This is a genomic window from Methylobacterium brachiatum, assembly GCF_020523825.1.
Classification (GTDB): domain Bacteria; phylum Pseudomonadota; class Alphaproteobacteria; order Rhizobiales; family Beijerinckiaceae; genus Methylobacterium; species Methylobacterium brachiatum.
This window is the reverse complement of record NZ_JAJALK010000003.1, coordinates 168,355-181,239: the sequence shown is the minus strand read 5'-3', so window position 1 is coordinate 181,239 and position 12,885 is coordinate 168,355. Positions and strand designations below refer to the sequence as shown.

At 70.6% G+C, this 12,885-nt stretch carries 16 protein-coding genes; 10 read left to right on the top strand and 6 right to left on the bottom strand.

What is annotated here, in order from left to right:
* The first annotated feature begins 34 nt into the window (after positions 1-34).
* The 4 genes from LGR69_RS07945 to LGR69_RS07930 all read left to right on the top strand — a co-directional run bounded on the left by LGR69_RS07945 (position 35) and on the right by LGR69_RS07930 (position 3,680).
* Positions 35-1,384 (top strand): LLM class flavin-dependent oxidoreductase, encoded by a 1,350-nt coding sequence (locus LGR69_RS07945; protein WP_230365702.1) that lies wholly within the window; start codon positions 35-37, stop codon positions 1,382-1,384.
* Between the two features lie 257 nt (positions 1,385-1,641).
* Complete coding sequence (locus tag LGR69_RS07940; protein WP_230365701.1) at positions 1,642-1,782, top strand: hypothetical protein; 141 nt, start codon at positions 1,642-1,644, stop codon at positions 1,780-1,782.
* A 106-nt stretch (positions 1,783-1,888) separates the two neighbouring features.
* Positions 1,889-3,151, top strand: a complete 1,263-nt coding sequence (gene soxC, locus LGR69_RS07935; RefSeq protein ID WP_230365700.1) for a sulfite dehydrogenase — start codon at positions 1,889-1,891, stop codon at positions 3,149-3,151.
* Complete coding sequence (locus LGR69_RS07930) at positions 3,138-3,680, top strand: c-type cytochrome (protein ID WP_230365699.1); 543 nt, start codon at positions 3,138-3,140, stop codon at positions 3,678-3,680. The genes soxC and LGR69_RS07930 overlap by 14 nt, the downstream gene beginning before the upstream one ends.
* A 36-nt stretch (positions 3,681-3,716) precedes the next feature.
* Here LGR69_RS07930 and LGR69_RS07925 read toward each other — a convergent pair whose 3' ends face one another.
* Together LGR69_RS07925 and LGR69_RS07920 are read right to left on the bottom strand one after the other, a co-directional pair.
* Positions 3,717-4,679 carry an aliphatic sulfonate ABC transporter substrate-binding protein gene (locus LGR69_RS07925; protein ID WP_230365698.1) on the bottom strand — a complete coding sequence of 321 codons (963 nt, stop codon included), beginning with the start codon at positions 4,677-4,679 and terminating at the stop codon, positions 3,717-3,719.
* Positions 4,676-5,221 carry an OsmC family protein gene (locus tag LGR69_RS07920; protein ID WP_230365697.1) on the bottom strand — a complete coding sequence of 182 codons (546 nt, stop codon included), beginning with the start codon at positions 5,219-5,221 and terminating at the stop codon, positions 4,676-4,678. Before LGR69_RS07920 ends, LGR69_RS07925 begins: the two co-directional genes overlap by 4 nt.
* A gap of 507 nt (positions 5,222-5,728) precedes the next feature.
* On the opposite strand from LGR69_RS07920, the gene LGR69_RS07915 reads away from it, so the two are divergent.
* Together LGR69_RS07915 and LGR69_RS07910 are read left to right on the top strand one after the other, a co-directional pair.
* Positions 5,729-7,051: an O-acetylhomoserine aminocarboxypropyltransferase/cysteine synthase family protein gene (locus LGR69_RS07915; protein ID WP_230365696.1), complete on the top strand. Its 1,323-nt coding sequence runs from the start codon at positions 5,729-5,731 to the stop codon at positions 7,049-7,051.
* 2 nt (positions 7,052-7,053) lie between these two features.
* Complete coding sequence (locus LGR69_RS07910; protein ID WP_230365695.1) at positions 7,054-7,254, top strand: hypothetical protein; 201 nt, start codon at positions 7,054-7,056, stop codon at positions 7,252-7,254.
* Positions 7,255-7,392: 138 nt separating this feature from the next.
* Here the strand turns inward: LGR69_RS07910 and LGR69_RS07905 are convergent, their stop codons facing one another.
* The 3 genes from LGR69_RS07905 to LGR69_RS07895 all read right to left on the bottom strand — a co-directional run bounded on the left by LGR69_RS07905 (position 7,393) and on the right by LGR69_RS07895 (position 8,297).
* On the bottom strand, positions 7,393-7,569 hold the full coding sequence (locus tag LGR69_RS07905; RefSeq protein ID WP_230365694.1) for a hypothetical protein: 177 nt from the start codon (positions 7,567-7,569) through the stop codon (positions 7,393-7,395).
* Between the two features lie 43 nt (positions 7,570-7,612).
* A complete protein-coding gene (locus LGR69_RS07900) occupies positions 7,613-7,897 on the bottom strand; it encodes a hypothetical protein (RefSeq protein ID WP_122162439.1) in 285 nt (94 codons plus the stop codon).
* A gap of 112 nt (positions 7,898-8,009) precedes the next feature.
* Positions 8,010-8,297, bottom strand: coding sequence for a hypothetical protein (locus LGR69_RS07895; protein WP_230365693.1), 288 nt, complete (start codon positions 8,295-8,297; stop codon positions 8,010-8,012).
* 147 nt (positions 8,298-8,444) lie between these two features.
* Here LGR69_RS07895 and LGR69_RS07890 point away from each other — a divergent pair, with 147 nt between their 5' ends.
* From LGR69_RS07890 to LGR69_RS07875, 4 genes are all read left to right on the top strand, one after another.
* The gene (locus LGR69_RS07890) at positions 8,445-8,666 is read left to right on the top strand and encodes a hypothetical protein (protein WP_230365692.1); all 222 of its coding nucleotides are present in this window, start codon (positions 8,445-8,447) and stop codon (positions 8,664-8,666) included.
* A 27-nt stretch (positions 8,667-8,693) separates the two neighbouring features.
* Positions 8,694-9,182, top strand: a complete 489-nt coding sequence (locus tag LGR69_RS07885) for a CinA family protein (protein WP_091862901.1) — start codon at positions 8,694-8,696, stop codon at positions 9,180-9,182.
* Positions 9,183-9,312: 130 nt separating this feature from the next.
* Positions 9,313-10,077, top strand: coding sequence for a histidine phosphatase family protein (locus LGR69_RS07880; RefSeq protein WP_230365691.1), 765 nt, complete (start codon positions 9,313-9,315; stop codon positions 10,075-10,077).
* Between the two features lie 37 nt (positions 10,078-10,114).
* The gene (locus LGR69_RS07875; RefSeq protein WP_230365690.1) at positions 10,115-10,999 is read left to right on the top strand and encodes an NAD(P)H-hydrate dehydratase; all 885 of its coding nucleotides are present in this window, start codon (positions 10,115-10,117) and stop codon (positions 10,997-10,999) included.
* Positions 11,000-11,136: 137 nt separating this feature from the next.
* Here the strand turns inward: LGR69_RS07875 and LGR69_RS07870 are convergent, their stop codons facing one another.
* Positions 11,137-12,879: an ABC transporter ATP-binding protein gene (locus LGR69_RS07870; protein WP_230365689.1), complete on the bottom strand. Its 1,743-nt coding sequence runs from the start codon at positions 12,877-12,879 to the stop codon at positions 11,137-11,139.
* Positions 12,880-12,885: the final 6 nt, after the last annotated feature.

Sequence of the window (12,885 nt, the reverse complement as noted above, 5' to 3'; positions counted from 1 at the left end):
CCCGAAACGCATCGCCTCCAACCCCGATCGGCCGATGACACAGGACACGCTTCGCCTCGGCGCCTTCTTCTACGCCACCGGGCACCACGTCGCCGGATGGCGCCACCCGTCGAGCGAGGCCGATGGCGGGCTCAACCTGGAGCGCTACGTCGGCTGGGCGCGCCGGGCGGAGGACGCGAAGTTCGATCTTGTGTTCCTGGAGGACGGGACCGGCATCCGCGACGGCAACCTGCGCTCCAGCGAGCGCACGGCCCGCTCGGCCCATTTCGAGCCGGTGACGCTGCTGTCGGCGCTGGCGGCGGTCACGAGCCGGATCGGGCTGGTCGCCACCACCTCCACCAGCTTCAACGAGCCCTACAACGTCGCCCGGCGCTTCGCGTCGCTCGATCACCTGAGCGGCGGCCGGGCCGGCTGGAACCTCGTGACCTCGACCACGGATGCCGAGGCCGCCAATTTCGGCACCGATCAGATCGCGCGCCACACCGACCGCTACGAACGGGCCGAGGAGTTCGTCGACGTCGTCCTCGGCCTGTGGAACACCTGGGACGACGGCGCCGTGATCATCGACCGGGCCAGCGGCCAGTTCTCGAAGCCGGACGGGTTCCGGCCGCTGAACCACCGCGGCAAGCATTTCCAGGTGCGCGGCCCGCTCAACATCTCGCGCACGCCCCAGGGGCAGCCGGTGCTGGTCCAGGCGGGCTCCTCGGGCCCCGGCAAGGATCTGGCGGCCCGCACGGCCGAGATCGTGTTCACCGCCAACCAGACGCTCGACGAGGCGGTCGCGTTCTACGGCGACCTGAAGGAGCGGATGACCCGCTTCGGCCGGAGCCGGGACGACCTCAAGGTGATGCCGGGTCTGTTCCCGGTGGTCGGCCGCACCGAGTCGGAGGCGCGCACCAAGTTCGACGCGCTTCAGGACCTGATCGACCCGGTGGTCGGCCTGGCCTTGCTCGAGCGCATGGTCGGCGGCTTCGACCTGTCCGGCTACGATCCGGACGGGCCGGTGCCGGAGCTGCCCGAGGCCGAGGGCGCCAAATCCCGCCAGCAGCTGATGTTCGATCTCGCCCGGCGGGAGGGCCTGACGCTGCGCCAGCTCTACCTGCGGATCGCCGGCGCCCGGGGCCATTCGCAGATCGTCGGGACGCCCGCCCAGATCGCCGACGAGATGGAGGAGCGCTTCCGGGCAAACGGCGCCGACGGCTTCAACATCATGCCGGCGACCCTGCCGGGGGGCCTCGACGACTTCATCGAACTCGTGCTGCCCGAGTTGCGCCGGCGCGGGCTGTTCCGCAGCGAATACGAGGGTCGGACGCTCCGGGACCATCTGGGCTCCCGGCCGCCCGCGCGGCCCGCCGCGATCCCGGGATCCCCGGCCGGTGCGTGAGCCGGATCCGGCGAAGACTTGGAACGTAGAGGATGAGATCTGGGGGACACCGTCCTCTGCAGCGGCCCAATAAAAGACTTCGCTTCGTTTGACTGCCGGCGCCTGCGACGACACGATCGGGGCTCAGCACGATTCCGGCAGCGCGGGTGCGGGATCCTCATGAGAGGGGCGCAGCACGCCCGCCTCCGGCGCGGAGCCTCGCGAGGCGATGCGTCGGCCCTGCCGCGATCAGGACGGAGCGCAGCGAAGACGTGTCCATGCCGTTGAGCCACGACATCCCGGATCACGCGCTGGCTTTCGCCAGCGATCCGCCTGCATCCTGCGCGGAAAGCCGGATGCGGAGCTACATCGCCGCCTCCGCACTCCTGATCTGCCTCATCGGATGGGTCCTGCACTGATGGCGGCCGTCTCCGAAGACGTGGTCGCCACCGACAGGCCCCCGGCCGGGCGTGGACCACGCGTGTTTCCCGTCCCGCAATCCGGACGCTGCCGGAGCCCCATGCGATGAGCGACGACGCCCCGAAGAAGAGCCCGGCGCGGCGACGCTTTCTCGCCCAGGGCGCCGCTGCGGCGGCGGGTATCCTGGCCGGGGGCGGTGCGCCGGGCCGCAGCCGGGCCGAGGCGGCCGCGCCGCCCGGCATCCCCGACTGGATGAAGGAACCGGGCGCGGATGTCGGCAGCCAGACCTACGGCCAGCCATCGCGGTTCGAGAGCGGCCTCATCCGCAACGTGCCGAAAGGCCTGAAGCAATACACCTCGGCCTCCAGCCGGACGCCGCTGCAGGATCTCGACGGCATCCTCACGCCCAACGGGCTGTTCTACGAGCGCCACCACGGCGGCATCCCCGATATCGACCCCGCGCAGCACCGGCTGCTGGTCCACGGGCTGGTGGAGACGCCCCTGGTCCTGACCCTGGACGACATCCGCCGCTTCCCGTCGGAATCGCGCATCCACTTCCTGGAATGCTCGGGCAATCCGGGCTTCGAGGCGATCAAGGCGGGCCGGACCGCGTCGGACCTCGTCGGCCTTGTCAGCTGCGCCGAATGGACCGGCGTCCGCCTCGCGACGGTGCTGCGGGAGGCCGGGCTCAAGCCCGACGCCAGATGGGTCGTGGCCGAGGGCGCCGATGCCGCCGCCATGACCCGCAGCCTCCCGATCGCGAAATGCCTCGACGACGCCCTGCTGGTCTACAGCCAGAACGGCGAGCGGCTGCGCCCGCAGCAGGGCTATCCCCTGCGGGTGCTCCTGCCCGGCTTCGAAGGCAACATGAGCGTGAAGTGGCTGCGGCGCCTGAATGTCACCGCCGAGCCGGCATTCTCGCGCGAGGAGACCGCGAAATACACCGACCTGATGCCTGACGGGACGGCGCGGCAATTCACGTTCGTCATGGAGGCGAAATCAATCATCACGCGGCCCTCCGGCACCCAGCGGATCGCCCCGGGCTTCCACGAGATCACCGGCCTCGCCTGGACCGGCCGGGGCAAGATCAGCGGCGTGCAGGTTTCGGTCGATTCTGGACGGACTTGGCAGGACGCCGCCCTGCAGGAGCCGGTCCTGACCCGGGCCCTGACCCGGTTCCGCCTGCCCTGGACCTGGGACGGGCAGCCGACCACCATCGCCAGCCGCGCGATCGACGAGACCGGCTACGTCCAGCCGGGCTTCGCGGATCTCACCGCGGTGCGCGGCCTGAACTCCTTCTACCACAACAACGCGGTCGTGCCCTGGCGCATCGCGGCGAGCGGCGAGGTCGCCAATGGCTACGCGTAGGGTTGCGGCTCTGACGGGCGCCGTGCTCCTGCTCGGGATCGCCGGGGCGGCGCGCGCCACCGAGCGTCTCGGGATCGGCCGACCGGCGACCGAGGCGGAGATCGCGGCCTGGAACATCGACATCGACCGCGACGGCCGGAAACTGCCGCCGGGCAGCGGCAGCGTCGCGCAGGGACGCGCGGTCTTCGAGGCGCACTGCGCGTCCTGCCACGGGTCCCGCGGCGAAGGCGGGATCGGGGACAGGCTGGTCGGCGGCCAGGGAACGCTGGCCACCGCCAAGCCGATCAAGACCGTGGGCAGCTTCTGGCCCTACGCGCCGACATTGTTCGATTACATCCGGCGAGCGATGCCGCTCAACGCACCGCAATCGCTCAGCGCCGACGAGGTCTACGCGGTGTCGGCCTATCTCCTCCACCTCAACGGCCTCGTCTCCGACGAGACGATCCTCGACGCGAAATCCCTGGCGTCGATCCGGATGCCGAACCGCGACGGCTTCGTCCCGGATCCGCGCCCGGATGTGAGGCCCTGACGGATCCGGCGGCGCAATCGCCCGCTGCGGGGTCGCTCAGCTCCGCGGCGGCGTCCAGACCGCGTCGCGGACCCGGACGGCGCGCGGAATCAGGCCGAGCCGGAAAAACCGGTCGGCGGTCGTCTGCTGGCTGGACAGGATGGCGTCGGAGAGCGGCAGCACGCCGAAATGCGTGCGGTCGGCCGCGACCTTCTGGATGGCGAAGGAGAGCCCGGTCACGTCCGCGAGCGCCTGGGCAACCTGATCCCGATGGCCATCAGCCCAATCCGCCGCGTCGGACAGCCCGGCCAACGCGCCGGCCACGACGCCCGGATGCGTCTCGGCGAATGTCCTGTTGGCCAGGAAGAACGCCGGAGCCTCGAAGGTCTGGCCGGACGTGACGAGGATCCGCGTGTCGTTGCGGGCCTGCGTCAGGGCGAGATACGGGTCCCAGATCGTCCAGGCGTCGACGCTGTCGTTGGCGAATGCCGAGCCGGCATCGGCGGGCAGCAGGTAGGCGGGCTTGATGTCGGCGAAGCCGAGGCCGGCCTTCTCGAGGGCGGCCACCAGCAGGTTGTGCGAGCTGGTCCCGCGCGCGACCGCGACCGTGCGGCCCTTGAGATCCCCGACCGTTCGGATCGGCGAATCCGCCTTCACCACGATGGCCTCGCTGTCGCCGGAGGGCGGCACGGCGCCGGCATAGACGAGGTTGCCGCCGGCCGCCTGCGAGAAGATCGGCGGCGTGTCGCCCGTGTAGCCGAAGTCGATGCCGCCGGCGTTGAGGGCTTCGAGCAGGGGCGGGCCGGCCTGGAACTCGACCCAGCGTACACGCGTCCCGGCGGCGGCCAGTCGTTTCTCGATGGTGCCCTGCCTGCGGGCCACGACGATCAGGCCGACCTTCTGATAGCCGATCCGAAACTCCTTCGGGGCAGGCTCCTGTCCGGCCGCCCCCGGGATTACCGGGAGGCCCGCCGCCAGGGCGAGGATCAGGGCCGAGACCCCGCGTCTGGTGCTCGTCACGCGGCGCTCTCCTGCGAGGTCCGGCCCTGAACGAAGCGGCCGCCGACAATCTGTGGCTGGCGCAGCAGGTTGAGGATCGGGCAGGCCTTCTCGACCCGCACCTGGAGTGCCGCGATCACCGCCGTATCGGCTGGCGAGTCGATCTGCACCGTGTAGGCGAGATCCTGCGGGTGCACCGGGATATCCTCGAAACCGTCCGCCCCCGCACGCGGATCGAACGTCCCGGTCACCGCGACCTCCAGCGCCGTGATCGGGATCGCCTGGAGCGCGGCCTGGATCAGGATCGTGTGGGCAAGGCACGAGCCGAGGACGCCGAGCTGGAGCTCGGGCGAGCCGGGCCCCAGATCGAACCCGGCGAAGTCCGGCGCGCTGTCGGACACGATGGCGTGCCGGCGGATCCCGATCCGGCGCACGCCGCTGCCGCCCTCCACCGTCGCCCGCGCGGTCAGCGGCACGGGCGACACCTCCCCCCCGCGGATCCGCGCGTCGCGCGCCGCCAGCGCGCGGCGCTTCTCGTCGAGATAGTCGTCGATGTCGGCCATGGATCCTGCCCGCGGTGGAAGAGCGTCGCGGCCGTGCCTCGCGACATCCGAAGTCTAGGTTCGGGCCGACGAAAAAGGCTTCCGTAGATCCGGTGCCGGCAAGGATGTCGTTCTGTGACGGCGCGCGGCCGCAAGACGGATGTTCATGCCCGCTCGGTCATGCGGCCGCGGTCGAACGTCAGCAGATCCGGACGGGATTCATCGATTCGCGGCCATCTTCGGAGGCCAGGACGATAGCGCCGGGGCGACGCAGGGGATCGACCGGCCCAAATGGGGCGGCCCTGCAAGCTCACCGGAGCAGGTCGTGCGTGAGACTTTCCCCCGCCGGAGTTGTCTCACAGGCTACAGAAAAGGGTATTCCCGAACTGAGTGGCCGGACAGGTTCGAATTTTCCGGCCGTCCGGAAAATCGATCATCCCGTTTCATTGACCGGCACATCGCGCGGAGGAACGATGGACTGCGCGGTGCGAGTTCTGCGCCGCGTCCCGATCGATCAGGAGCCGTCCCGTGCCGAGCCAGGACCTGACCCACGCCAAGCCCGAGACGCTCGCCCTCCATGCCGGCTGGCGGGCCGACCCGTCGAGCGGTTCCGTGGCGGTGCCGATCCACCAGACCACCTCCTACCAGTTCCGCGACACGGCGCATGCCGAGGATCTGTTCGCCCTGAAGGAACTCGGCAACATCTACACCCGGGTGGGCAACCCGACCGTGGACGTGCTGGAGCAGCGCCTCGCGGCCCTGGAAGGCGGCGTCGCGGCGCTCGCCCTAGCCTCCGGCCAGGCGGCCTCGGCGCTCGCCGTGCAGAACCTGGCCCGCGCCGGCGACAACATCGTCTCCTCGACCGATCTCTACGGCGGCACCTGGAACCTGTTCGCCAACACCCTGTCCGAGCAGGGCATCGCGGTGCGCTTCGTCGATCCCACCGATCCGCAGGCCTTTGCCCGCGCGACGGACGAGCGGACGCGAGCCTACTACGCCGAGACGCTGCCGAACCCGAAGCTGGCGGTCTTCCCGATCCGCGAGGTGGCCGAGATCGGCCGGCCGCTCGGCATCCCGCTCATCGTCGACAACACCGCCGCGCCGCTGCTGGCCCGCCCGTTCGATCACGGCGCGGCCATCGTCGTGTACTCGACCACCAAATACATCGCCGGCCACGGCATCGCGATCGGCGGCGCGATCATCGACGGCGGCACCTTCGAATGGGCGGCCCACCCGCTGCGCCAGCCCAATCTCAACACGCCGGATGCCAGCTATCACGGTGCGATCTGGACGGAGGCCGCGCAGCCGATCGGGCCGGTCGCCTACGTCCTGCGGGCGCGGGTACGGCTGCTGCGCGACCTCGGCCCCGCGGTCTCGCCGCTCAACGCGTTCCTGACGCTTCAGGGCCTGGAGACGCTGCCGCTGCGGATCGAGCGGCACAGCCGCAACGCCCAGGCGATCGCGGCTTGGCTGAAGGACCGGCCCGAAATTGCGCGGGTGATCCACCCATCGCTCCAGACCGGCGCGGCGCGCGCCCGCGCCGACGCGGTGCTCAGCGGCGGCTATGGCGGTCTCGTCGGTTTCGAACTGGCAGCCGGGCGTGCGGCGGGGCGGCGGTTCATCGACGCCCTGAAGCTGTTCTACCATGTGGCCAATATCGGCGACGCGCGCAGCCTCGCGATCCATCCGGCCAGCACGACGCATGCACAGCTCGGCCCCGAGGCGCTGAAGGCCACGGGCGTCTCGGACGGTTACGTCCGTCTCTCGGTGGGGCTGGAGCATATCGACGACCTGCTCGCCGATCTCGATCAGGCGCTGGCTGCCGCCGGCACCGTGGCGCGGGCGGCCTGACGATGATCCGGCTTCTCACCCGCTTCGCCCGGTTCTTGCCGGGGGCCGCCCTGCCCCACGGCGAACAGCCCGCGACCCGCCTGCCTGATCTCCATATCCCGATGCTCGACGGCGGCATCCTCGCCTGCGCCGACCTCGCAGCCCAGTTCGTGGACCTGCCCGCTCTCCTGCGAGAGCGTCAGCCCCCTGCTTCCGGCCGTTGACGGGCCGTCGCGTCGGCCGGTTGTGTCGATCTGCGACGCGCCGCGTCGCGACGGCCTCGATCCGTGCTTATGCAGGAGACGTGACTGTCAGCACGTCGGCCGAGCGGCGACCGCGTGCGCGACGCGTCCACAATGGCGCTACTGCCTGCTGACGGGGTTGACCGAGGGCATCGAAGCATCGGCGCCAAGCTTCGGAGCCGCCTGGCTCATCGGCGGCGTGCCGGGCGCCGGCTCCGAACCCGACGTTTCCCAGTGGGCGAAGGCGACGCTTGCGAGGATGATGATGATCGCGGCGGGGAACAGGAGACGAGACATGGGCCGGCAACCGAGGCCGCCGGCCTCGGTTCCGACGGTGCGGCTATCGGGCCGGCGCCGTGGTGCTGGTTCCAACGCCCACACCCGGCCGCGCCGTGCCGGTGCCCGGGACCGTTGCGGCGCCGGCCGCGCCGGTGGTCGAGCCTGTCGTCGCACCGGTGGCTGAGCCAGTCGCGGCCTCGTTCGCCTTCTGGCTGTCGCTCTTCACCGAGCCGGGATTGTTCATGTTGCCGGTCGCGCTGCCGCCGCCGGCGGGCTGCTGGGCGTAGGCGGTTCCGGTCAGGGCGATGGCGAGGGCGGCCGCGAGGCCGAAAGTCTTCATGGGCATGTGCGTTTCCTCAGGTCGGCCCGTCTTCGGGCTCCTACGGCAACGCAGCCGGGGCCGGTCCGTTCGCGGCACTTCTATCGAAGGTTGAAGCGGCTCTGCACGATCGCGCCGATTACCGCCGCGGCGGATCGATCCACACCCGTGTGCCGGCCCCTGCGGAGGGGCCGAACTCCTCGGCTGCCCAACCGGACTGGAACGACGCCGTCAGGGTTGCGCCCTCGTTGACCGCCGGCGTGATCGAGCCGGTGGTCACCGGGTCGGCCCAGTCCGATGCGTGCCCGGCGACATGCACGATCGGCTCCGGCAGGTTGCGCTCGTAGCCCACGACGATGGCGGTCAGCCCGGCGCCGACGAGGACGAGGGCCAGCCCGTCGACGATCATGTGGCCCAGTCTCGGCATGATACCCACGCGTGTTGAGGAGCCTCCGGGCTACGACCGTAGGCTTAACGAATTGTACCGATCCGGCACCCGAGCGGCCGGTCGCGCAACGATCCATGCCGATGGGCGCTTACCGCCCGCGACACGATCGGTTGGGAGACGCCATCCATGGAAGCCAGCGACCTCAAGCAACACCCGCCCTTCCGGGTGATCACCTTCCGCGACGACCAGGAGGTCATTTCCGAGGATGTCGAAACCGAGGTGGCGGCCCGGACCCGCTTCGCTTCCGCGATCGACCTGTGCAAGACGCGGGATCCGGTGCACGCTCACCGCGTGGTGCTGCAATCCGGCGGCGAGACGATCGAAGCCTGGCCGCAAGCCGGCGCATAGCCGCGGCATCACATCCGGGGATCTGCCATGGAAACCTTGTTGCCGACGGCCACGACGCTCGGAGCGGCGCTCAGCGCGCGCAACGAGACGCTGGCGGTCGCGGAATCGTCGTCCGGCGGTCTCGTGGCGGCGGCGCTCCTGTCGGTCCCCGGCGCCAGCGCGTATTTCCTCGGTGGCGCCGTGGTCTACACGGCCGCGGCCCGCTCGGCTCTCGTCGGCCTCGACGAAGCCGCTATGACCGGCCTGCGCTCGGCCTCCGAAGATTATGCGCGCCTGCTGGCCCGGACCGTCCGCACACGGCACGGCGCAACCTGGGGCATCGCGGAGACCGGCGCCGCCGGCCCGAGCGGCAACCGCTACGGCGATGCCGCCGGGCATAGCTGTCTGGCCGTGAGCGGCCCCGTCGAGCTCGTCGCCACGATCGAGACCGGCGGCACGGATCGGATCACGAACATGCGGACCTTCGCCCGCGCCCTCCTCGATCTGCTGGGCGATGCCCTGGCCGGTCGGCGCTGAGCAACGCAAGGCGTCCGGGCGTCTGGACGCGACCGGGTACGGCCCGGTCAGGGCGGACGGCCGGTCGCTGGAACGGGGATGCCGGCGCGACGTTCCGACCTCTCGGACGGGACCGCGCCAGGAGATCAACGTGCCTCAGAGACACCCGCTCCTGTTGTGGGTCGTGCGCCACGGCGAGAGTTCCGGGAATGTCGCCCGCGACGCCGCCCAGGCCGCGGGCGCTGCCCGCATCGACATCCCGGAGCGCGATGTGGACGTGCCGCTCAGCGCGCTCGGTCACCGGCAGGCCGAGGCGCTCGGGCGCTGGTTCGCCGGTTTGCCCGACGATGAGCGCCCGAACCTGGTCCTCGCCTCGCCGTACCGTCGAGCGGTCCAGACGGCCGAACACATTCGCGGGGCGGGCGGTCTGGCGTCCGGCACGCCGCGGCTGCTGATCGACGAGCGTCTGCGCGAGAAGGAGTTCGGCATCCTCGACCGGCTGACCCGGGTCGGGATCGAGCAGCAGCATCCCGAACAATCCGCGTTGCGGCACGATCTCGGCAAGTTCTACCATCGCCCGCCGGGCGGCGAGAGCTGGTGCGACGTGATCCTGCGCCTGCGCAGTTCCCTCGACACGATCGGCCTGCACCATGACGGGCGCCGGATCCTGCTCGTCGCCCACCAGGTCGTGGTTTTGTGCCTCCGCTACCTGCTGGAGGGGATGACCGAGGCCGAGATCCTCGCCGTCGATGCCGAGGGCGATGTGCTGAATTGCGGCGTGACGGAGTATGCGTTCTCGGCCACGGCCGCCCCCGACGGCGGCTTGGCCCTGGTCCGCTACAACTTCGTCGCACCCCTTGAGGCGGGGGGTGCCCCCGTTACCTCCGAACCAGATGCCGAAGCGGCCGCGACGTGATCCCTCACGGAGCCTGCGCAGGGCGACCGGGGGATCCATGAGCACCGTTACGCCGGTCACCGAGCACGTCCTGCGGACCATGGCCCCGCCCGAGCCCGACGGCGACAGCAAGGACGGAAGGGGCCGGGTCCTGATCGTGGCAGGGTGTACGGGCCTGCCGGGCGCGGTGTTGCTCGCGGCCCATGCCGCGCTCCGGGTCGGTGCGGGAAAGCTGCAGATCGCGGTCTGCCGGGACCTGGCGATCCCGATCGGGATTGCGGTGCCCGAAGCGCTGGTGATCGGGCTGCCGCAGACCGACGACGGCGGTATCGATAAAGCCTGTGCCGCCGATCTCGCGCAGCGGGCGGAGCGCGTCGATGGGGTTCTGGTCGGCCCCGGCATGTCCGAGGATTCGGATGCCGAAGCCGTGACCGCCGCCCTGATCCGGGGCGCCGGCGAAGCGGCCCTCGTCCTGGATGCCGGCGCCCTCGTGGCGTTGCGGGCCGAGCCGGATCTGACCCGGCGCTTGTCCAAGCCGGCGATCATCACCCCGCATGCCGGCGAGATGGCGCAGCTCCTTGGGGAGGAGCGCGACGCGATCGAGGCGGATCCGCTGGCGGCGGCGCGGCGGGCGACCGAGCGCTTCGGCACGGTCACGGTGATGAAGGGTGGGCGGACGCACGTCGTCGCCCCGGACGGCAGGGCCTGGTGCTACGAGGTCGGCCATGTCGGGTTGGCGACGTCGGGCTCCGGCGACACGCTGGCCGGACTCGTCGTCGGCCTGCTGGCCCGCGGCGCCGCGCCGGAAGCGGCCGCCCTGTGGAGCGTCTACGCCCATGGCGAGGCCGGCCGCCGGCTCGCCCGCCGCTACGGCGGCATCGGCTTCATGGCCCGGGAGATCCCGGGCGAGGTGCCGTGCATCCTCGCCGAGGTGATGACCTAGCGCCTGCAGCCTACGGCGATCATCCTGTGCCGGCCTAGCGAGCACGGCGAAGCGACCCCGTGCCGCGCGCGATTCCCGAACCTTGGCGCTTCCCTGGTTTGCTTCGCTTCGCTCGTTCGGACGGATGAGGCCGAGCCTCACTCCGCCGCAGTCGCCGATACACTATCCGCTCCGAATTGCGCCGCGTGCAGGCGCCGGTAGACGCCGTCGGCATCGAGCAGCGCCGCGTGCCGCCCCTGCTCGACGATGCCGTCCTCGCCCAGAACCACGATGCGGTCGGCGTCGCGGATCGTCGCCAGCCGGTGGGCGATGACCAGCGTCGTGCGTCCCCGCGCGAGGTCGGCGAGCGCCTGCTGGATCTCCCGCTCGGTCTGCGTGTCGAGGGCGGAGGTCGCCTCGTCGAGGATCAGGATCGGCGGGTTCTTGAGGAATACCCGGGCGATGGCGATGCGCTGCTTCTGCCCGCCGGACAGGCGCACGCCGCGCTCACCCACCACCGTGTCGAGCCCGGCCGGCAGGCCGTCGATGAGCGCGCCGAGCCGGGCGCGACGGGCGGCCTGGTCGATCTCGGCCTCGCTCGCGTCGAGGCGGCCATAGGCGATGTTCTCGCGGATCGTGCCGGCGAACAGGAACACGTCCTGCTGCACGATGCCGATCTGCCGCCGCAGGGAGGCGAGGGTCAGGTCGCGCACGTTGATGCCGTCGATCGTCACCCGCCCCGCCGCGACCTCGTAGAAGCGCGGCAGCAGGGCGCACAGCGTCGTCTTGCCGACGCCCGACGGGCCCACGAACGCGACCGTCTCCCCGGCCGCAATCGTCAGGTCGAGGCCGGCGAAGATCGGGCGGCCGGTATCGTAGCCGAAGCTCACGCCCTCGAAGCGGATGTCGCCGCGCAAGGCTCGCGCCTCGATCGCATCCGGACGATCGACGATGTCGGGCTCGGTCGCGAGCAGTTCCTGGTAGCGACGGAAGCCCGCCACCCCCTTGGGGTAGGTCTCGATCACCGCGCCGATCTTCTCCAGCGGGCGGTAGAACACGCCGACCAGCAGGAGGAAGCCGACGAAGCCGCCGGCCGTGAGATCGCCGCGGACCACGAAGGCCGCGCCGCCGAGCAGCACGGCGATCTGGACCAGGCGCAGGCCGAGATAGTTGATCGACAGGCTGGCCGCCATGAGGCGGTAGGCTTCGAGCTTGGTGTCGCGGTAGCGGGCGTTATCGCGGGCGAACAAGGCGCGCTCGTGCTGCTCGTTGGCGAAGGCCTGCACGACCCGGATCCCGCCGACATTCTCTTCGATGCGGGCGTTGAAGGCGCCGACCCGGCCGTATTGCGTCTGCCAGTTCCGGGTCATCCGCCCGCCGTAGCGCAGGCTCACGAAGGCGATGACCGGCAGGATCGCGCCGGTGATCAGCGCGAGCGTCGGGTGGACCCAGACCATCAGCCCGAAGGCGCCGACCAGCGTCATCACCGCGATGAACAGATCCTCGGGCCCGTGATGGGCGACCTCGCCGATCTCCTCGAGATCCTTCGTCACCCGGGCGACGAGGTGGCCGGTCTTTTGGCCGTCGTAGAACCGGAACGAGAGCTTCTGCAGGTGGTCGAAGGCCCGGGCCCGCATCGTCGTCTCGATGTTGATGCCCAGCACGTGGCCCCAATAGGTCACCACCACCATCAGGCCGGCATTGGCCACGTAGACCAGCGCGAGGCCGCAGGCCGCCAGCAGGATCAGGCTCCAATCCTGCTGCGGCAGCAGCCGGTCGACGAAGATCTTCACCGCGATGGGAAAGCCGAGCTCCAGCAGGCCGGACAGGACCGCGCAGCCGAAATCCGTCAGGAACAGTGCCCGATGCGGCCTGTAATAGGCGAGGAAGGCCTTCAGCATGATCCG

What these genes read in the sequence shown, in the direction of transcription:
- LGR69_RS07945 (WP_230365702.1), top strand. Translation starts at nt 35, where the DNA reads ATGACACAGGACACGCTTCGCCTCGGCGCCTTCTTCTACGCCACCGGG.
- LGR69_RS07940 (WP_230365701.1), top strand. Translation starts at nt 1,642, where the DNA reads ATGCCGTTGAGCCACGACATCCCGGATCACGCGCTGGCTTTCGCCAGC.
- soxC (WP_230365700.1), top strand. Translation starts at nt 1,889, where the DNA reads ATGAGCGACGACGCCCCGAAGAAGAGCCCGGCGCGGCGACGCTTTCTC.
- LGR69_RS07930 (WP_230365699.1), top strand. Translation starts at nt 3,138, where the DNA reads ATGGCTACGCGTAGGGTTGCGGCTCTGACGGGCGCCGTGCTCCTGCTC.
- LGR69_RS07920 (WP_230365697.1), bottom strand. Translation starts at nt 5,221, where the DNA reads ATGGCCGACATCGACGACTATCTCGACGAGAAGCGCCGCGCGCTGGCG.
- LGR69_RS07910 (WP_230365695.1), top strand. Translation starts at nt 7,054, where the DNA reads ATGATCCGGCTTCTCACCCGCTTCGCCCGGTTCTTGCCGGGGGCCGCC.
- LGR69_RS07905 (WP_230365694.1), bottom strand. Translation starts at nt 7,569, where the DNA reads ATGTCTCGTCTCCTGTTCCCCGCCGCGATCATCATCATCCTCGCAAGC.
- LGR69_RS07900 (WP_122162439.1), bottom strand. Translation starts at nt 7,897, where the DNA reads ATGCCCATGAAGACTTTCGGCCTCGCGGCCGCCCTCGCCATCGCCCTG.
- LGR69_RS07895 (WP_230365693.1), bottom strand. Translation starts at nt 8,297, where the DNA reads ATGCCGAGACTGGGCCACATGATCGTCGACGGGCTGGCCCTCGTCCTC.
- LGR69_RS07890 (WP_230365692.1), top strand. Translation starts at nt 8,445, where the DNA reads ATGGAAGCCAGCGACCTCAAGCAACACCCGCCCTTCCGGGTGATCACC.
- LGR69_RS07885 (WP_091862901.1), top strand. Translation starts at nt 8,694, where the DNA reads ATGGAAACCTTGTTGCCGACGGCCACGACGCTCGGAGCGGCGCTCAGC.
- LGR69_RS07875 (WP_230365690.1), top strand. Translation starts at nt 10,115, where the DNA reads ATGAGCACCGTTACGCCGGTCACCGAGCACGTCCTGCGGACCATGGCC.
- LGR69_RS07870 (WP_230365689.1), bottom strand. Translation starts at nt 12,879, where the DNA reads ATGCTGAAGGCCTTCCTCGCCTATTACAGGCCGCATCGGGCACTGTTC.